Here is a 17,221-nt window from a genome sequence, read left to right on the forward strand (position 1 = left end):
GTCAGATTAGGCGCGCAGAACTATAATGAACAGTCATCATCCGATATTTCATTCATTTACATTTGAAATGAAAGTCCTCGACCTCGATGCGGTGCGCGCATTCGTGCTGGTCGCCGATCTCGCGAGCTTCACGCGCGCCGCCGACGCGCTCGGCACCACGCAGTCGGCTGTCAGCCTGAAGCTGAAGCGGCTCGAAGCGCACCTCGGCAAGCCGCTGCTCGCACGCACGCCGCGCGTCGTCAAGCTGGCGGCGGACGGCGAGAACTTCCTGCCGGCCGCCCGCGCGCTGCTCGACGCGCACGACCAGGCACTCGGCGCGATTTCGGCCGGCACGCACCGCCTGTCGCTAGGTGTCAGCGAGCACGTCGCGGTGCCCGACCTGCCGGCCGTGCTGACGAGCCTGCACCGGCAGGATCCCGGACTGTCGCTGGAGATGCATCTGGGCATGTCGGCGAGCCTGCTCGCGCAATACGACGAACGGCGGCTCGACGCGGCGATCGTGCGGCACGAACCGGGCGAGGATCCGCCGCGCGACGACGGCACGCTGCTGTTCACCGAACCGCTCGCCTGGCTCGCCGCGCCCGACTGGGCGCCGCGCGCGGGCGAGCCGCTGCCGCTCGCGGTGCTGGCCGGGCCGTGCGGCGTGCGGGCCGCCGCGTTGCGTGCGCTCGAGCATGCGGGGCGGCCGTGGCGCGAGCGCTTTACGGGCGGCGGCGTCGCGGCGGTCACGGCCGCCGCCGCGGCCGGGCTCGCGGTCTGCCCGCTGGCCCGGCGGGTCGCGCCGCGCACGCTGGTCGACGTCGGCACGAAATTCGGCTTGCCGCCGCTGCCGCATTCGCAGGTCGTGCTGTATTCGCGCGTGCGCGACGCCCGCGCGGCGGCCGCACTTCGCAGGTTTTCCGACAGCCTTGCAATCTCGGCGTAAACTAAACGGTTTCGCCGCCCGCAATCCTCAGAAGAATCCCAATGAAGTCCGAAGCCCGCAAGCACCTCCGTGCCAACCTGCTGATGCTCGCCGCCGCCGCGATCTGGGGCTCGGCGTTCGTCGCGCAACGACTGAGCCTCGACGTGATCGGGCCGTTCCTGTTCACGGGGCTGCGCTTCCTGCTCGGCGCGCTGGTGCTGCTCCCGCTGCTGATGGTCAACGCGGGCTCGCGCGCGCAGTTCGCGGCGATTCGCCGCGAGCCGGCCCTGCTCGCGCCGGGCCTCGCGCTCGGCGGGCTGCTCGCCGTATCGATCTCGCTGCAGCAGGTCGGCCTGCAGTACACGCGGGTCGCGAACGCGGGCTTCATCAGCTCGCTGTACGTCGTGATCGTGCCGCTGATGGGCGTGTTCGCGCGCCACCGGATCGGCGCCGGCACGTGGTTCGGCGCGCTGCTCGCGGCGATCGGCCTGTACTTCCTCAGCATCGACGAGCATTTCTCGGTGCTCTACGGCGACTGGTTCCAGCTCGCGGGCGCCGTGATCATCGCCGCGCACGTGATGACCGTCGGCCATTTCGCGAAGCGGCACGATCCGCTCGTGCTCGCGTTCCTGCAATTCGTCGCGTGTGGCGTGCTGTGCCTCGCGGCCGGCCTCGCGATCGAGCCGGTCAACCTCGCGATGCTGCAGCGCGCGCTGCCGACGCTGCTGTACGGCGGGCTGCTGTCGGTCGGCGTCGGCTATACGCTGCAGGTCGTCGCGCAGCGCGATGCGGCACCCGCGCACGCGGCCGTGATCTTCAGCATGGAGGGGGTGTTCGCGGCCATCGCCGGCTGGGCCGCGCTCGGCGAGACGCTGACGCTGCGCGCGCTGGTCGGCTGCGCGCTGATGCTCGCCGGCCTGCTCGCCTGCCAGTTGCTGCCGAATGGCGACGCCCGGAAAAAGGACGAGGACGCGCTGCCGGCGTGACACGCGCGATCCCTATAATGGCGGTTCGCGTATTTTTCATGCCAACCGCTTCCGACAGGCCAGCCCCGTGACGTCCACTCCCGTCGATCCCGCCGCCGACCTGCTGCGCGAACGCGCAGCGCACTATGCCGCCGAGGCCGCGCTGTTCCAGCGCGACCAGGCGCTGTCCATCGCTTCGCACGACCTGCGCAGCCCGCTGAACGCGATGCACAGCTGGGCGTACGTGCTCGAGCGCCAGCTCGCCAGCGCCGACCCGAACCTGCAACGCGCGCTCGCGGGCATCCGCGCAGGGATCGACCAGCAGGTCGCGCTGATCGACGACGTGCTCGACGCACCGCGCGCGGCAACGCGCACCCTGGCGATCGCCACGCAGCCGTTCGCGCTGCGCCCGCTGCTCGACGACACGCTCGCACTGGTGCGCTGCGCGCTCGCCGACGCACGACAGGTGAGCGTCGACGCGACGCTGCCCGACGGCGAGCCGTCGCTGACCGCCGACCGCGAGCGCATCGCGCAGGCGCTCTGGACGATGCTGACGACGGCCGTCGAAGCCAGCGCCGCCGGCAGCCGCGTGACGTTCACGTGCACGCGCGACGGCGCACAGTGCGTCGCGCACGTCGCCTGCGACGTGAACGCCGCCGCCCTCGCCGATCCGGCGCTGCCGCATGCATTCGAACCGTTCGCGCGTCGCGAGATGCTGCGCCCGCGCGACGGGAAGCGCGTCGCAGCGGCGCTCGCGCTGTGCCAGCGTGTCGCGCTCGCGCACGGCGGCACCTTCACGCACGCCCCGTTCGCCGACGGCGCCGCCGTCACCCTGTCGCTCGCCGTCCCCTGCGAGGCGCCGGTGTAAGCCATCGGCCGCCCGACACATTACATTTCCCTTTCCGGCCCTATACTGTTGGGCCTGTCATGACTGGAGCGATTCTTTGTTACAGATCTTCGCGCTCATCGGCGCGTTGTTCCTGGTGGCCCTCAACGGGTTTTTCGTCGCAGCCGAATTCGGCCTCGTCAAACTGCGCGCGACGCGCGTCAAGACACTTGCCCGCAAGCACGGCCTGCGCGGGCGCATCCTCGCCATCGTGCACGGCCGGCTCGACGCGTATCTGTCCGCCTGCCAGCTCGGCATCACGCTCGCGTCGCTCGGCCTCGGCTGGGTCGGCGAGCCGGCGTTCGCGGAACTGATCGGGCCGCTGCTCGACCTGATCGGCGTGCAGTCCGAACGCATCGTGCATCTGATTTCGCTCGTGTTCGCGTTTTCGCTGATCTCGTTCCTGCACATCGTGGTCGGCGAACTCGCACCGAAATCGATGGCGATCCGCCAGTCGGAGAAGGTCGGCCTGTGGGTCGCGCTGCCGCTCTACGCGTTCTACTGGGCGATGTATCCGGCGATCTGGGTGCTCAACACCAGCGCGAACGCGGTGCTGAAGCTCGCGGGCCTGTCGGCCGACCACGGCGGCGATGCGCACTACTCGACGGACGAGCTGAAGCTGATCCTGCGCAGCCGCCGCAGCGCGGGCAACGCGGCCCAGCCGGCGCGCGGCACGTACACCAACGACGAGTGGAACACGCTCGCGCACTCGCTCGATTTCTCGTCGATGACGGTGTCGGACCTGATGCGGCCGGCGCATGAAATGATCGGCCTGCGCCGCGACCTGCCGCTGCCCGACAACATGGAAATCGTCGCGCGGCACCGCTTCAGCCGCTATCCGCTGTTCGAGGATGCGTCGCGCGAACAGGTGAGCGGGCTGATCCACCTGAAGGACCTGCTGCTCGCGCGTCACGCCGGGGCGGCGCTCGAGGACCTGTCCGACTACGTGCGCCCGGTGCAGTACGTGAAGCCCGACACGCCGGCGCTGGAGCTGTTCCGCCGCTTCCGCAAGGGCGCGCCGCACTTCGCGCTGGTCGGCAACAAGGGCGAGAAGCCGATCGGCTTCCTGACACTCGACAACCTGCTCGGTGCGCTGGTCGGCCAGATCCACGACGAGTTCCGCCAGGGCGACGCGGACTGGAGCCGCCTCGACGACGGCACGCTGATGGGCAAGGGCAGCCTGCCCGTCGTGTCGCTCGAGCAGGCGCTCGGCATCGACATCGACGAAGGGCGTGCGGAATCGGTCGGCGGCCTGGTGATCCAGGCGCTCAGCGATCTGCCGACCGAAGGGCAGCGCGTGTCGTTCGATCGCTTCGACGTCGTCGTGAAGAAGATGAACGGTCCGCGCATCGTGCTGGTGCGCGTCTATCCGAAGATTGCGAAGGAGGCCGACGAATGACGGCTGCCGCGCGCCGCGCGCGATGACGCCGACGCTGCCGCGCTGCTGCGTGATCACGCCGGAGCCGGCGTCCGCGTCGGCCGCCGATTGCCTCGCATTCCTCGACACGCTGTCGGCCGTGCTCGCGCGCGGCGAAACGCTCGTGCAGCTGCGCGTGAAGTCGTTCGACGCGGCCGCGTTCGCGCGGCTGGCCGCCGATGCGCTCGCGCGCTGCGACGCGGCCGGCGCGCAACTGATGCTCAACGGGCCGATCGACGCGGCCGGCGTGATGCGGCTCGACGGCGCGGGCTGGCACCTCGACGGCGCCGCGCTGCGCGCCGTCGCGCAGCGGCCGCTGCCGGCCGCTCGCCGCATGTCGGCCGCCTGCCATGCGGCCGACGATCTCGTGCTGGCCGCGCGCGCGGGCGTGGATTTCGTCACGCTGTCGCCCGTGTTGCCGACGCTCAGCCATCCCGGCGCGCCGACGCTCGGCTGGACGCAATTCGCTGCGTTGGCCGCGCAGGCCGCGATGCCGGTCTATGCGCTCGGCGGCATGACGCGCGCGCATCTCGACGACGCGCGCCGCCACGGCGCGTACGGCGTCGCGGGCATTCGCAGTTTCTGGTAAGGGCGGCCGGGCGCGCCAGCGCCCGACCCTCCGGGCATCACGCGCGCGGAACGGAACGCATTGCCCGCCATGCGCTGTCGTCGATCCGACGCACGTCGTGCGTCAGCGCGTACCGGTTGACGTCGCCCGTCAGCCACGCGACGAGCGAATACGGCGGCAACTCCCCTTCATCGACCCGGTCGCGTGCGCGTGCCGGCGTCTCGAACACGACCTGCCCGCTCGGCGCATCGAACGGCACCGCGTCGGGCGACAGGTTCAAGGCGATGGTCAGCGTCTCGTCGTCGGCGAGCCGCCATGACGCGAGCAGCGCATCGGCATCGCCGTCACCGGTCGCCTTCAGCGCATGCGCGTCCTGCGGCCGGCAATCGGACAGCCGCGGCGCAATCAGCTTCGCGCGCACCGCGAGCGCCGACTGCACGAAATGCGCCCGATCGACATCGCGCGCGGTTTCGTCGAAGATCAGCGGGATCTGCGGCGTGAGCAGCGACAACGCAAGCGCCGCGAGGCCCGCCGCCTGCTCGCTGTCGCCCTGTTCGCTGTCGCACCACGCGCCGTCGGACAGCACCAGCGACGTGAGCGCCAGCCCTTCGGCGCATGGGCCGTCGCCCGCCGCGGCCGGCTGGAACGCCGCGCCTGCCGCGGTCAGCGCGCGCGCGAGCGTGTGGATCGACTGGTGGGGCGAAATCCCTTCGTGCGCCGACGTGTCGCGCCCCGTCAGCCGATGCAGCGCGCGCTCTCCGCAACCGTTCCACTGCGCATCGAAATGCGTATCGGCCAGGTGCACCGGATGACGCTCGCTGCCGAGCACGAGGTGGATCATCCGGTCGGCCGGCACGGCCGCGCGCACGCGGTCGGCGATCTCGCGCAGCCACGACGTGCCGATCCGGTCGGCCTCGCGCAGCCGCAGGCCGTCGCAACGGTATTCGTCGATCCAGTACAGCGCGTTGTCGCAGAAGAAGTCGCAGACTTCCGGATGGTCGAGCGCGAGCGGCGCCGCCTGCAGCGGATCGTCGCGCGTATGGAAGAACGGCGCCGCGTAATGGCGCAGCGCGTCGGTGCCGCTGCCGAAGCGCGCGTAATCGAGTTCCAGCAGCACCGCGAGACCGTAGCCGTGCGCGGCGTCGATCAGCGCCTTCAGCGCGTCGGGGCCGCCCTCGGCCGCGAGCGGCGCGAACGGCAGGCTGTCGTGCGGCGACGCGAGCAACTCCAGCGCGGTCACGCCGAGACGCGCGAGCCGCGGCAGCCGGCGGCGCACGCCGTCGAAGCCGCCCACCGCGTGCGGACGAATCGCGTACAGCGCGATGTCTTCCCACGGGCGGCCGCGCCAGAACGTGTTGCGCCATGTGAACGCGCGCGGATCGACGACCTCGCTCGGGCCGTTGAGCCCGTCCGGTTGCGAACGCGACGCGGGATCGGGAATCGACACGACATCGTCGAGCCGGTAACGGTAACGCGCGCCCGCACCGCATTCGACGAACACTTCGAACCAGTGCGGACCGGCCGCGGTCATCGGGACGAGCGTCGGGCCGTAGCCGGTATCGAGTTCGAGCTGAACATGCGTGCTGCCCGGCGCCCACACGCGGAAATGCGTGCGCGGCGACGTGCCGAGCGCGCCACAGGGCTGCGCGCCGGACGGCAGGCAGTGTATGTAGTGCTGCGCATACGGATCGTGCGGACAATCTGACATCATGCGCTCCTCGTGCGTGCCGAGCGGCATGGCCGCGCGATTCGCGCGGCGCATCGGGCCCGGCATGCGACGGCCAGGCAGGGGGGAAGAAAAGTATGCGCCGCTTTGACGATCGCGACGCATCGAATCCTCACATTTTTAAATGCGAATCGACCCCGGCAACGGTTGCGCGCGATGCGCGTCGAATCGGGTAGTCCGCATACCGGAATGGCCGCTCGCCTTGTTGCGCCGCAGCCCCGCGCTTACGCTCGATGCAATGCGCGTGGGCACCCCGCCCGCGCCCGAATTCGAGGAATCTCCCATGTCGCTCCCCGCCAGCGCCGCGAAGTTCGATCCGGCACGCGCGCACGAATACGCCGAACAATCCCGCATCGCGCTCGCCGGCTACGACGCGTGCCACGAACTCGCCGCGTGCATGCTCGCGTCGGCGATCGGCGGTCCCGACGCGCGGCTCCTCGTCGTAGGCGCAGGCGGCACGGGGCAGGAAATCTGCGTGCCCGCGGCGCTCGAACCGGGCTGGCAGTTCACGGCCGTCGATCCGTCCGCGCCGATGCTCGCGCTCGCGCGTGCCAACGTCGAAGCGGCGGGGTTCGCCGCCCGCACGCAATTCGTCGAGGCCGGCGTCTACGCGCTGCCCGATGCGCCGGCGTTCGACGGCGCGACGCTGATCGGCGTGCTGCATCACGTCCCCGGCGATGCGGCGAAGGCCGCGCTGCTGGATGCGATCGCGCGCCGCCTGAAGCCCGGCGCACCGCTCGTGATCGCGGGCAACTATCGCCGCTATGCGGACCACCCTCGCCTGCTCGACGCGTGGCAGCAGCGCTGGCGGATGAAGGGCGCGACGCCCGACGCCGTGCGTGCGCAGCTTGCGAAAATCCTGCAGGGCGCCGATCCGCCCGCTGCCGAGGAAGCCGTCTTCGCGTTGCTGCACGATGCGGGCTTCGATGCGCCGCTGCGCTTTTTCTCGAGCCTGTTCTGGGGCGCGTGGATCGCGGTGCGGCGCGGTACGAACGGCTCGAGTCAACCGCGTCAGCTCAGCAACCCTGCCGCGACGTTGATCGACAGCCCGAGCACGGCCATGTTGAAGTAGAACGACAGGATCGACTGCGCGAGCACAGCGCGGCGCGCGGAGCGATTCGCGAGCGACACGTCGGCCGTCTGCGACGCGACCGCGAGCGTAAAGGCGAAATACAGGAAATCCCAGTAGTCGGGCTCGGGGTTGCGGTCGGGAAACCGCAGTGCGCGATCGCTGCTCGGCGAGCCGTAATAGAGCCGCGCATAGTGCAGCGTGAAGATCGTCGGGATCAGGAACCATGCGCCGAACAGCGTCGCGCCCGTGACCGCGTAGTGGCCGAGCCCGGCGCGAAAGCCGACGTTCTTCGCGGTGGCGAGCTCGATCGCGATCGCGGCGACGCTCGCGACCGTCGCGATGCAGATGACCGTCAGCACGGTCGTCGCGTTCTCGTCCTCGCGGATCGCGATCTCGCGCACCTGGTGGTGATGTGCCGTGACCATGCGCCCCCACATCAGCACGAGATACAGCCAGACCGTGCAATCCCAGCCGATCAGCGCACGCGCGGTCGGTCTCAACTGCAACGGCAGCAGCACCGCGCACAGCACGCCCGCGGCGAAGGCGGCGACCATGCGCGGCCGGTTGCGTAATACCTGCGGATAAAGCGTCATCGTGTGATTCCGAAAGCGGATGGAAAGGGTTCGGCCCGCGTGCGAACGGCCCGCCGGGCCGCGCCGGCGGGTACCGCCCCGATTATCGCCATTCCTGCATGACGTTGCGAAGGGCGTGAGCGCCTAAGATATCGGGATGACTCCCGTCCTCTGCCATCATCCCGCGAACGCGGCCGGACGCGACTTCGTCGTCGGCGATCTGCACGGCTGCGTGGATGTGCTGCGCGCGCTGCTGCACGACATCGGCTTCGACCCGGCTCGCGACCGGCTGTTCTCGGTCGGCGATCTCGTCGACCGCGGCCCCGCGTCCGAAACCGCGCTCGAGCTGCTCGACCGCCCGTGGTGCCACGTGGTGCGCGGCAATCACGAAGAAGTGCTGAGCCTCGTCGCGCGCGGCAAGCTGTCGCCCGACGCGTGGCGCGGGATCGGCGGCGACTGGGGCGCCGACCTCCCGCCGGAACGGCTGCACGCGCACGCGGCGCGCGTCGACGCGCTGCCGCTCGTACGCGTGATCGGCGACGGCCCCGCGCGCTTCAACGTGCTGCATGCGGAATTCCTCGGTCCGGACGCCGAACTCGACACGGGCAGCTATTCGCCCGACGTGCGCGAGCGGCTGATCTGGGGACGCGACCTGGTCCAGGGGCTCGTCAACCCGGCCCGGCAGGCCGGCCTGTCCCTGACCTGCACCGGCCACACGCCGGTGCGGGCGCCGCAGCGCATCGGCGCGCAATGGTTCATCGACACCGGCGCGTTCGCACCGTCGGGACGCCTGACGATCGTCGAACCGCGCACGGGCGACACGTGGTCGCTGACGCAGGCCGACGCGCGCGCCCGTCATGCGGGCGACCTGCCGCTGCCTTAGGCCCGCGTTCACGCCGATAACGGGCCTGCGCTGGCCGCGGGCCGGCAACGCCCGGCGGGCTCACGCTCACGCTCACGCTCACGCGCGCGTTTGCGTGCGCGAGCACCGCGCTAACCCACCTGGTTCAGCTCGAACACCGCATCGATCGCGGATCCGTTCCAGTTGTATTCGAGATACGCAGCGTGATGACAATCGCGCAGCAGCGTCGTACGAAACGCCGCAAGACACTCGCCGCGCGGGTCGCGCACCGACGGATAGACGATCCCCGCGCCGCCCGCGTTGCGCACCGCGCGGCCGAGTGCCTGCCCCGCGCCGTAATCGAGCGGATCGAGCAGCGCCGGGCTGCGCTGCGGCCACGTGCGCACGTCGGCGACGTCGCCCTGCGCATACACCGTGTAGAGCCGCATCTGCTGACGCATCGGCGCCTCCTTCGTCGCGGCCAGGAACAGCCCGCTGTGATAGCGCGTTTCGGCGATCGCCGTATCGCGCGACCGCCCGCAGTAGAACACGCCGTAGCTGCCGTCCGAAAAGCGGCTGCCCTGCGGATTCAGATGCGTGAACGCGGCCATGATCGGCCCCCAGCCCTGGCCGTAGCGACGCTCCGCCGGCGGCACGAGTTCGAGCGTGCCGACTTCGTTGCGGATGCGATCGTTGGTCAGCGATTCGAGCGCATAGAGCGCATCGAAATCCTCGGCGGACGCGACGCGGTCGAACAGGTTGACGGCTGGAAAACGAGTGGGAATCACGCGATAGGCGGGTGCCCAGTCGACGACGGTCGTGGGCCAGTGCTGTACTGCTTCGATCGGCATCGTCACGCCCAGCCACCCCGCATCGCATCGAGGTATTGCCGGACGGCGACCAGGTCGCCGACGTTGCCGGCGAGCATCCGGTCGAGCGCGCGCTTGCCGCCGAACGGCGCGGCGTCGTTCGGCCGCTTGACCCAGGCGTCGGCCGCGGCCGGCTGCGGCAGCAGGATCTGCAGCGCCTTGTAGATGCCGAGCAGCAGCGATAGCCGCTCGAGCGTATCGCGCGGCAGGCGCGCCGATTCGGGCGACGCCTTCCACTTGAAGAACGTCGAGCGGCCGGGCGACCCGAGCAGGACGATCTGTTCGTCGATCGTCAGCTCCCAGTCGCGCGCGATGTTGAAGAACGCGCGCAGGCCGGCCGCCGACATCTGCGCGACCGAAGCCTGCCGCGGGGTGGAATGCGGATCGAAGGCGGGCTGTGACATGATCGTTAGTCTCGAAACGAATTTACTAACAAGATTAGTCCATTTTCGTATTTTTGCAAGGGTCGCCCCCCGACGTGCCGGCATTCCACCCGAAGGATCGATATTTTTTGTCCATTCTGGACTAGAATTTTATTTTCTGCGTTAATGACCGTGCGGACAGCGCATCGGGACGCGGTGCGTCCCCGCAGCAACCGTGTCGCCCAGAACCGGATAGACCACGCCAAGGAACCACCATGAAGAGACTGATTGCCGCCGTTTCGATCGCCCTGCTCGCGGTATCGGCAGGCCCCGCCGTCGCGAAGGACTGGACCACGCTGCGCTTCGGCACCGACGCCAGCTACGCGCCGTTCGAATCGAAGGCGCCCGACGGCAAGCTCGTCGGCTTCGACATCGACCTCGGCAACGAGATCTGCGCACGGCTGAAGGCGAAGTGCGTGTGGCTCGAGAACGATTTCGACGGGATGATCCCGGCGCTGAAGGCGAAGAAGTTCGACGCGGTGCTGTCGTCGATGTCGATCACGCCGCAGCGTGCGGAACAGATCGGCTTCACGACGAAGATCTACAACCAGCCGACGCGGCTCGTCGTGAAGAAGGGCTCGCCGCTGCTGCCGACGGCCGAATCGCTGAAGGGCAAGTCGATCGGCGTCGAACAGGGCACGACGCAGGAAGCGTATGCGAAGGCGTACTGGGCGAAGCAGGGTGCGAACGTCGTGTCGTACCAGAACCAGGACGGCGTGTATGCGGACCTGACGTCGGGCCGCCTCGACGCCGCGCTGCAGGACGAGGTGCAGGCCGCGATCGGGTTCCTGAAGTCGCCGCGCGGTGCGGGCTACCAGTTCGTCGGGCCCGAACTCGTCGACGAGAAGGTGCTCGGCATCGGCGCCGGTATCGGGCTGCGCAAGGAAGACGCCGACCTGAAGGCGAAGATCGATCGCGCGATCCTCGACATGGTCAAGGACGGCACCTACAAGCGGCTCGCGTCGAAGTATTTCGACTTCGACATCTACGGCGGCTGAAGCGGCGCCGCGCGCGCACGGGTGCGATGCCCGTCGCGCGCGGCCCGACCGCCCCTCCCTGCTCACCGGACGGCGACGCCTCCCTGACGTCTGCCGTCGCACCGGTTTCATCGTCCGTATCGCGCAACCGGATGCCGCACGTCATTCGCATGGCAAACGGATCGCCTGCGCTGGCGACCGCAGGCGCTCGACGTCTCAATAAGCGAAGATCGGGCGCCGGGGTACCGGCGCCCGCGTGCACATCCCCATGCGGACCGGATTGGCGAGCAGGAAAGCGCCGGCCCGGCGCGGATGACCGGGTATCAGCCGGATCCGCCTCGCACCGGGCGCGGAGAGGTGGCCTGTCGACGCGTGCCGGCCGGCAGCAAGGTGCGCGGTCGACCGGCGATGGGTCGAATCACTGCGATCGCGGCCTGCCGGCCGCGGCGTGTTGAGATCGTTCATTTTTCTACCCCGTATTCGAGTCGTTGCTTGTGCCGGCAACCGGACACCGCCGGTGCTCCGACGATCCGACGACGACGGCCCATGCCGCCCGGAACGGGGCCATGCTGCCCGTCCGACCGTCATCCCCGCGGACTGCGTCCTGGCCGGCGCTCGAATGGTTCGCTGCCGAACCGGCCGGACGTCGCGTCGTCGACTCTCGCACCCCAACCTGTGCAAGGAGCGCGCCAGCTTCGTTCGGGGCCGACGGCACAAGCCTTTCATCGGACCAGCGCGCGGCCCGAACGGGCGGGACCTGCCGGACGTTGCGAAACTGAAACATGCCGGGCGCGAGCGGCCTCGGTCGCGTGGCGGCAGCGCCTTGCCGGACAAGGCACGCGGACGAGCCGGAAAATTTTCCCGGCGCGGGCCGCACGTCGCCGCCCGCGTTTGCCGGGGCTTTTTGCACAGCCGCCGGCAGGAAACGTTTCACGCCCTTTACATACCGCCGGACGCCCGCGCACGGACCGGCCGCGGACGCTTTTCGTGCCGCCTTCAGCCGACTCGCTGGTGGTCGGCGTCGTCGGGCGGCGAGCCGTCCTTCCCGCCGTTGTCGCCGGTGTTGTCGTGGTCGTTGAGTCCGTGCTCGATCATCATCCGGTAGAGCGTCACGCGCGAGATGCCGAGTTCGGCGGCGGCCTTGTTGATCCGGTGATCGTTGCGCAGCAGCGCGTTCTCGATCGCGACGCGCTCGGCGAGCGAACGCGCCTGCTCGAGGGTCACGGGCTCCGTTTCGCCCGGGATCTCGAGCCCGAGATCGTGCGGCGTCAGCAGCCGGCTCTCGGCCATCACGATCGCGCGGCGCACCCGGTTGATCAGCTCGCGCACGTTGCCGGGCCACTCGTAGCGGCGCATCGCGTCGAGCGCGGCCGACGTGAAGCCGCTGATCTTGCGGCCGCTGTCGCCCTTGAATTTCTGCAGCACGTAATGCGCGAGGATGTCGATGTCCTTGCCCCGCGCGCGCAGCGGCGGCTCGTGAATGCGCAGCACGCAGAGCCGGTGATAGAGGTCCGCGCGGAAGCGGCCGGCTTCGACCGCGCCGTCGAGATCCACGTGCGTCGCCGAGATGATCCGCACGTCGACCGGAATCGATTCCTGGCCGCCGAGCCGCTCGATCTTCCCTTCCTGCAGGAAACGCAGCAGGCTTGCCTGGCTTTCGACCGGCATGTCGCCGATTTCGTCGAGAAACAGCGTGCCGCCGTTCGCCGATTCGATCCGGCCCGCGCGCCGCTGGTTCGCGCCGGTGAACGCGCCGCGCTCGTAGCCGAACAGTTCCGACTGCAGCAGGTGATGCGGGATCGCGCCGCAGTTGATCGCGACGAACGGCCCCTTGCCGCGTGCCGAGCGCTCGTGGATCGCGAGCGCCGTCAGCTCCTTGCCGGTGCCCGACTCCCCGGAGATGAACACGCTCGCGTCGGTTTTCGCGACCTTGCGAATCGTGCTGAACAGCTGCTGCATCGCTTCGCAGTTGCCGATCATCCCGTGCTCGCCGATCGATGCCGCGTATGCCGCGCCGTCGACGCGATCGAGCGCGGCCATCCCGCGTGCGTGGCCGAGCACGTGCGAAATCCATTCGTACGGCAGCGGCAGCGTCACGTAATCGAAACAATAGCTGCGGATCAGTTCGCGCACGGCAGCGCCGATCGTGATGCCGGCCTGCGCGATGGAAATCCAGCCGATCGCCGGCTGGCTCAGGCACGCCTTCAGCGCGGGATAGTCGCGCGACGTGAAGCCCGAGAAATCGATGAGCCCGGCGGCGACGTTCACGCCGGACGTCATGTTCTGCGCGGCGCCGGCCGTCTTCGCGACCGAGATATCCCAGCCGAGCCCGCGCAGTTGCGCCAGCAACGGCTCGTCCGGCGAACGCATGATCACGAACAGCTTGCGTCCGGCCTCGGGAGCGGTAACGGATACGAGCGGCGTCTCGGACGCTGCCGTCCCGCTTGCGTCGGGTGACCTTGCAACCATCGTTGTTCCCCGCTTGGCGTTGGTATCGTGCGCTGGCTCGCCGCCGCGTCCGACGGACCTCGATCGAACCGACATATTGGCCGCATTTTCGTCCGAATAAAATCCCCCCGGGGAATAATCGCGTGCCGGGCGAACCCATTCATGAACGGTATATCGACACCGTCGACGCGCGGCTAGATGGGTGTTATCCCGGTGGCGCGGCGGGCGCGAAGCGAGGCCGGACCAATCGCGAACACACGACGCCGCGCCGGTGCTGGCGCGCGGGGACGGGCGCACGGGATCGGACCGGCGGCACGGGCCGGCACGCCCGGTCGGCCGCACCGGCCCGGTACCCGCAACCGTTTCCGCTTGATGCCGGTCAATCGTCGGATAAAACGGGGATGATGCAGGAATGCAACACGCGCCGGGCAGCGCGGCGACCGGGTCAGCGTCCCGATGCGAGCGGCGCGAGCGCGTTGGCGCGGCCACGGCCGGCCGACGCGCCGTCGTGTTCGCCGTACGTGGCGACGAGCGCGTCGACCCGCGCGAGGTGATGGCGGTTGTCGCGGTCCCACGGGTGGAAGCCGGGCCGGAAAAAGCTCAGCCACTCGCCCGCGATCCGCGGAAACAGCCCACGACGCGGCCCGTACAGGAACGCGAGCATGCGCAGCATGCCGCGCACGCGATGCTCGATGTCGCGATCACGCGACAACAGCGTCGCGTGCAGCAGGAACACGGTCGGCCAGAACGTCAGCGTCGTCAGCAGGTAGACGCCGATGCGGATCAGATAGCGGCGCAGGCCCGGCTTCATCGCGACGTTCCAGACGTCGAACGACACGGCCTTGTGCTCGGTTTCCTCGAGCGCGTGCCACACCCACATCTGGCGGTAGCCGTCGACCGAGCCTTCGAGGCGCGTCGGATCGCGCAGCAGCCAGTCGGCAAGCATGGCCGTGTAGTGCTCGGCGGCGACCGTATGCGCGAGCTGCACCGAATGCGGCAGCTTGCGCTTCATGTAACCGAGCACGGTCCAGATGCGCTTGTCGAGCTTGCGCGCGGGCAGGCGGTTCGCCTGCATCAGCGCGTTGTATTCGCCGTGCTCGCGCGTATGCATCGCCTCCTGCCCGATGAAGCCGAGCACCTGCCGCTTCAGCACCGGATCGTCGATCCGGTCGCGATAGTGGCGCACGGAATCCATGAAAAATCGTTCGCCGGCCGGAAACAGCAACGACAGCGCATTGAAGAAGTGCGTCACGTGCGGGCCGAGCCCGTGCCAGTCCTTCGCGCGTTCGACCGGCAGGTCGAAGCGCAGGTCGCGGCGCACCGGCATCACTTCGGCTGCGGTGGCGGAAGCGGCTGACTTCATGTTCGTCGTTCTCCTTGTTTCCGGGCGGCCCGGCCGGCCGTTGCGGCCGTGCCTGCGCGGGCCCGGGCAGCGCATCGCGCAACGCCCAGATCTTGACATCGATAGCTGTAAAGATAGGCGCCGGCCGACGCCGCGCGCAAGCCGCGCGGTAGATGCGCGCTTCCAAACAGGGCACGGTCGGCAACGCGACAAAATCGACGTTCGGGCGGCGTTCGGGCGAATCGCGATTCGAACGCGCGCACCCGCGCACAACCGGCAGGCGGGCGACGCGCGCGCGAATCGCAATCGGCGCGCAAGCCCCGCGCGACGGCCGTTTTGCGGCGTCGCGCGACGGTTTTTCGATGCGACGCCGAGCGGCCGGATGGCGCCGATTCATACGCGCGCGGCGTTGGCGCGGTGCAACCCCGTCGGGCCGGTCCGCGAACGATTCAAACATGCGTTCCATTCGTGTGTCGCGCGAGATGCGTGAGCGCCGCCGCGACCGACACGCGATCGGCGCGCGGCCGCGCCCTCGCCGCCTGCGGCGGCCCCCTGCGCGCTCGCCTACAATAACGGTTTTACCCAACCCCTTTCAGGAGAAGTCATGTCTGTCACCACGACCGCATCGGGCCTCAAAATCGAAGAGCTGACCGAAGGCACCGGCGCGCAAGCGCAAGCCGGCCAGACCGTCAGCGTCCACTACACGGGCTGGCTGACCGACGGTCAGAAATTCGACTCGAGCAAGGACCGCAACGACCCGTTCGCGTTCGTGCTCGGCGGCGGCATGGTCATCAAGGGCTGGGACGAAGGCGTGCAGGGCATGAAGGTCGGCGGCGTGCGTCGCCTGACGATCCCGCCTCAACTCGGCTACGGCCCGCGCGGTGCAGGCGGCGTGATCCCGCCGAACGCGACGCTCGTGTTCGAAGTCGAACTGCTCGCCGTCTGACGCTGCCGCCGGCCGACGTCCTTCCGATGGAACGCATCCCGTCTCCCGCCATCGCGCTGCGCCGTTACGACACGTGCGAAGCGTCCGACGTGCACGACTTTCATCAGGTCGTGCTCGGCGTCGACGGCGCGATGGTGATGGCGGTGGACGGCGTCGGCCAGCGCATCGACCGGCACGCGGCCTGGCTGATTCCGGCCGGCTCGCGCCACGATTACGCGGGCCTCGGCGACAATCGCCAACTCGTGCTCGACCTGCCCGCCGCGTCGCTCGCGGTGCCGCAGCGGCTGTTCGACAGCGCGCGTGCCGTGCCGATCGACCCGGCACTGGCCTCGCTCGTCGCGCAGGTTGCGACAGCGGCCGCGCAACTCGACGGACCGGCCGGCGACACGCGGCACGCGCATCGCTTCCATTGGCAGGCCGCCGCGCGTCTGTGCGACGCACTGCTCGGCGACGCCAGCTTCGCCGCGCCGGCGACGGGCCTGGATTTCGCGCGCATCGACCGCTGGCTGCGCGCGCGGCTTGCGGAGCCGCTGCGCATCGCCGATCTCGCCGCGCACTGCGGCTACGGGATGCGCCGGTTTCACCAACTGTTCGTCGACGCGTTCGGCGAAACCCCGCATCGCTACCTGCAGCGGCTGCGGCTCGACGCCGCCGTCGTGCTGCTCGCCGACGGCCGCCATCCGCTCGTCGACATCGCCGGCATGGTCGGCTTCGCCGACCAGAGCACCTTCACGCACGCGTTCACGAAGCGCTTCGGCGTCGCGCCGGGGCGCTGGCGCGGCGAACGGCACTGAGCGGGCAGACGCCACCCGTTTTCCTGCAATAGCGAACGCGCTTGCGCCGATTGCGCCGATCGCGCCCATGCGCAAGCGCCGGATGGTCTTCGACAGTCGTTGTCCATCGCGCGCGAAACCGTGGCACGCATGAAAGCGGTGCGCATCGGGCCGATGATCGCCACTCGTCAAATCCAGCTTCATGCGCCGCGCCTGCTCGAACCAGCGTTGCGCCGCAGGGATCGAATGGCGACCGCTCGGCTACAGATCGCTGCATTTCATCGATGCGTCGACGCCGCTGCCGCTGCTGCTCGTGCCGTTCCTGCTGATTCCGGCCGGCATGGGCTTCGCGGTGCCGGCGATGACGACGGCCGTGCTCGCGTCGGTCGAGCATGAGCGTGCGGGTATCGCGTCCGCCGTGCTGAACACCGCCCGGCAGGCCGGCGACACGGCCCTTGCGTCGCACAGCGTCCGGAGCATCACGCCCGGGGCA

General features: G+C 69.4%; 16 protein-coding genes and 2 pseudogenes. 11 read left to right on the plus strand and 7 right to left on the minus strand.

Features of this window, described 5'->3' with window-relative positions; translation table 11 throughout:
* Nucleotides 1-67 precede the first annotated feature (67 nt).
* From U4Y91_RS27270 to U4Y91_RS27290, 5 genes are all read left to right on the plus strand, one after another.
* Complete coding sequence (locus tag U4Y91_RS27270; RefSeq protein WP_124486442.1) at nucleotides 68-925, plus strand: LysR family transcriptional regulator; 858 nt, start codon at nucleotides 68-70, stop codon at nucleotides 923-925.
* A gap of 41 nt (nucleotides 926-966) precedes the next feature.
* Entirely contained in the window at nucleotides 967-1,890 is a 924-nt protein-coding gene (locus tag U4Y91_RS27275) for a DMT family transporter (RefSeq protein WP_321807695.1), read from the plus strand.
* Nucleotides 1,891-1,957: 67 nt separating this feature from the next.
* Entirely contained in the window at nucleotides 1,958-2,737 is a 780-nt protein-coding gene (locus U4Y91_RS27280) for a HAMP domain-containing sensor histidine kinase (protein WP_321807696.1), read from the plus strand.
* A 76-nt stretch (nucleotides 2,738-2,813) separates the two neighbouring features.
* Nucleotides 2,814-4,154, plus strand: coding sequence for a hemolysin family protein (locus tag U4Y91_RS27285; protein WP_124486445.1), 1,341 nt, complete (start codon nucleotides 2,814-2,816; stop codon nucleotides 4,152-4,154).
* Nucleotides 4,155-4,176: 22 nt separating this feature from the next.
* Entirely contained in the window at nucleotides 4,177-4,761 is a 585-nt protein-coding gene (locus tag U4Y91_RS27290; protein WP_321807697.1) for a thiamine phosphate synthase, read from the plus strand.
* Between the two features lie 37 nt (nucleotides 4,762-4,798).
* Here the strand turns inward: U4Y91_RS27290 and U4Y91_RS27295 are convergent, their stop codons facing one another.
* Nucleotides 4,799-6,448 (minus strand): DUF3459 domain-containing protein, encoded by a 1,650-nt coding sequence (locus U4Y91_RS27295; RefSeq protein WP_321807748.1) that lies wholly within the window; start codon nucleotides 6,446-6,448, stop codon nucleotides 4,799-4,801.
* A gap of 301 nt (nucleotides 6,449-6,749) precedes the next feature.
* Here U4Y91_RS27295 and U4Y91_RS27300 point away from each other — a divergent pair.
* A pseudogene (locus tag U4Y91_RS27300) lies at nucleotides 6,750-7,451 on the plus strand (class I SAM-dependent methyltransferase); the annotation flags it as partial.
* A 26-nt stretch (nucleotides 7,452-7,477) separates the two neighbouring features.
* Here the strand turns inward: U4Y91_RS27300 and U4Y91_RS27305 are convergent.
* On the minus strand, nucleotides 7,478-8,131 hold the full coding sequence (locus U4Y91_RS27305) for a DUF1345 domain-containing protein (protein WP_321807698.1): 654 nt from the start codon (nucleotides 8,129-8,131) through the stop codon (nucleotides 7,478-7,480).
* 136 nt (nucleotides 8,132-8,267) lie between these two features.
* Here U4Y91_RS27305 and U4Y91_RS27310 point away from each other — a divergent pair, with 136 nt between their 5' ends.
* Nucleotides 8,268-8,993: a metallophosphoesterase gene (locus U4Y91_RS27310; protein WP_321807699.1), complete on the plus strand. Its 726-nt coding sequence runs from the start codon at nucleotides 8,268-8,270 to the stop codon at nucleotides 8,991-8,993.
* A 110-nt stretch (nucleotides 8,994-9,103) separates the two neighbouring features.
* Here U4Y91_RS27310 and U4Y91_RS27315 read toward each other — a convergent pair whose 3' ends face one another.
* Together U4Y91_RS27315 and U4Y91_RS27320 are read right to left on the minus strand one after the other, a co-directional pair.
* Nucleotides 9,104-9,802, minus strand: coding sequence for an RES family NAD+ phosphorylase (locus tag U4Y91_RS27315; RefSeq protein WP_321807700.1), 699 nt, complete (start codon nucleotides 9,800-9,802; stop codon nucleotides 9,104-9,106).
* A gap of 2 nt (nucleotides 9,803-9,804) precedes the next feature.
* A complete protein-coding gene (locus U4Y91_RS27320; RefSeq protein WP_321807701.1) occupies nucleotides 9,805-10,224 on the minus strand; it encodes an MbcA/ParS/Xre antitoxin family protein in 420 nt (139 codons plus the stop codon).
* A 233-nt stretch (nucleotides 10,225-10,457) separates the two neighbouring features.
* Here U4Y91_RS27320 and U4Y91_RS27325 point away from each other — a divergent pair, with 233 nt between their 5' ends.
* Complete coding sequence (locus U4Y91_RS27325) at nucleotides 10,458-11,240, plus strand: ABC transporter substrate-binding protein (RefSeq protein WP_044846588.1); 783 nt, start codon at nucleotides 10,458-10,460, stop codon at nucleotides 11,238-11,240.
* Nucleotides 11,241-11,435: 195 nt separating this feature from the next.
* On the opposite strand, the gene U4Y91_RS27330 is transcribed toward U4Y91_RS27325, so the two are convergent.
* From U4Y91_RS27330 to U4Y91_RS27345, 3 genes are all read right to left on the minus strand, one after another.
* On the minus strand, nucleotides 11,436-11,684 hold the full coding sequence (locus U4Y91_RS27330; protein WP_321807702.1) for a hypothetical protein: 249 nt from the start codon (nucleotides 11,682-11,684) through the stop codon (nucleotides 11,436-11,438).
* Nucleotides 11,685-12,215: 531 nt separating this feature from the next.
* Nucleotides 12,216-13,688 carry a sigma 54-interacting transcriptional regulator gene (locus U4Y91_RS36800; RefSeq protein ID WP_415750503.1) on the minus strand — a complete coding sequence of 491 codons (1,473 nt, stop codon included), beginning with the start codon at nucleotides 13,686-13,688 and terminating at the stop codon, nucleotides 12,216-12,218.
* 424 nt (nucleotides 13,689-14,112) lie between these two features.
* Nucleotides 14,113-15,030 carry a metal-dependent hydrolase gene (locus U4Y91_RS27345; protein WP_321807703.1) on the minus strand — a complete coding sequence of 306 codons (918 nt, stop codon included), beginning with the start codon at nucleotides 15,028-15,030 and terminating at the stop codon, nucleotides 14,113-14,115.
* A 583-nt stretch (nucleotides 15,031-15,613) separates the two neighbouring features.
* Here U4Y91_RS27345 and U4Y91_RS27350 point away from each other — a divergent pair.
* The 3 genes and pseudogenes from U4Y91_RS27350 to U4Y91_RS27360 form a co-directional block, all read left to right on the plus strand.
* Nucleotides 15,614-15,955 (plus strand): FKBP-type peptidyl-prolyl cis-trans isomerase, encoded by a 342-nt coding sequence (locus U4Y91_RS27350; protein WP_321807704.1) that lies wholly within the window; start codon nucleotides 15,614-15,616, stop codon nucleotides 15,953-15,955.
* 26 nt (nucleotides 15,956-15,981) lie between these two features.
* The gene (locus tag U4Y91_RS27355) at nucleotides 15,982-16,749 is read left to right on the plus strand and encodes an AraC family transcriptional regulator (RefSeq protein WP_321807705.1); all 768 of its coding nucleotides are present in this window, start codon (nucleotides 15,982-15,984) and stop codon (nucleotides 16,747-16,749) included.
* A 232-nt stretch (nucleotides 16,750-16,981) separates the two neighbouring features.
* A pseudogene (locus U4Y91_RS27360) lies at nucleotides 16,982-17,173 on the plus strand (MFS transporter); the annotation flags it as partial.
* Between the last annotated feature and the right edge of the window lie 48 nt (nucleotides 17,174-17,221).

Source organism: Burkholderia sp. BCC1993 (genome assembly GCF_905339865.1).
In the GTDB taxonomy this organism is placed as follows: domain Bacteria; phylum Pseudomonadota; class Gammaproteobacteria; order Burkholderiales; family Burkholderiaceae; genus Burkholderia.

Bases quoted from the DNA above. Each gene is read 5' to 3' on its own strand.
- U4Y91_RS27270 (WP_124486442.1), top strand. From the start codon at position 68: ATGAAAGTCCTCGACCTCGATGCGGTGCGCGCATTCGTGCTGGTCGCC.
- U4Y91_RS27275 (WP_321807695.1), top strand. From the start codon at position 967: ATGAAGTCCGAAGCCCGCAAGCACCTCCGTGCCAACCTGCTGATGCTC.
- U4Y91_RS27290 (WP_321807697.1), top strand. From the start codon at position 4,177: ATGACGCCGACGCTGCCGCGCTGCTGCGTGATCACGCCGGAGCCGGCG.
- U4Y91_RS27295 (WP_321807748.1), bottom strand. From the start codon at position 6,448: ATGTCAGATTGTCCGCACGATCCGTATGCGCAGCACTACATACACTGC.
- U4Y91_RS27305 (WP_321807698.1), bottom strand. From the start codon at position 8,131: ATGACGCTTTATCCGCAGGTATTACGCAACCGGCCGCGCATGGTCGCC.
- U4Y91_RS27310 (WP_321807699.1), top strand. From the start codon at position 8,268: ATGACTCCCGTCCTCTGCCATCATCCCGCGAACGCGGCCGGACGCGAC.
- U4Y91_RS27315 (WP_321807700.1), bottom strand. From the start codon at position 9,802: ATGCCGATCGAAGCAGTACAGCACTGGCCCACGACCGTCGTCGACTGG.
- U4Y91_RS27320 (WP_321807701.1), bottom strand. From the start codon at position 10,224: ATGTCACAGCCCGCCTTCGATCCGCATTCCACCCCGCGGCAGGCTTCG.
- U4Y91_RS27325 (WP_044846588.1), top strand. From the start codon at position 10,458: ATGAAGAGACTGATTGCCGCCGTTTCGATCGCCCTGCTCGCGGTATCG.
- U4Y91_RS27330 (WP_321807702.1), bottom strand. From the start codon at position 11,684: ATGAACGATCTCAACACGCCGCGGCCGGCAGGCCGCGATCGCAGTGAT.
- U4Y91_RS36800 (WP_415750503.1), bottom strand. From the start codon at position 13,688: ATGGTTGCAAGGTCACCCGACGCAAGCGGGACGGCAGCGTCCGAGACG.
- U4Y91_RS27345 (WP_321807703.1), bottom strand. From the start codon at position 15,030: ATGAAGTCAGCCGCTTCCGCCACCGCAGCCGAAGTGATGCCGGTGCGC.
- U4Y91_RS27350 (WP_321807704.1), top strand. From the start codon at position 15,614: ATGTCTGTCACCACGACCGCATCGGGCCTCAAAATCGAAGAGCTGACC.
- U4Y91_RS27355 (WP_321807705.1), top strand. From the start codon at position 15,982: ATGGAACGCATCCCGTCTCCCGCCATCGCGCTGCGCCGTTACGACACG.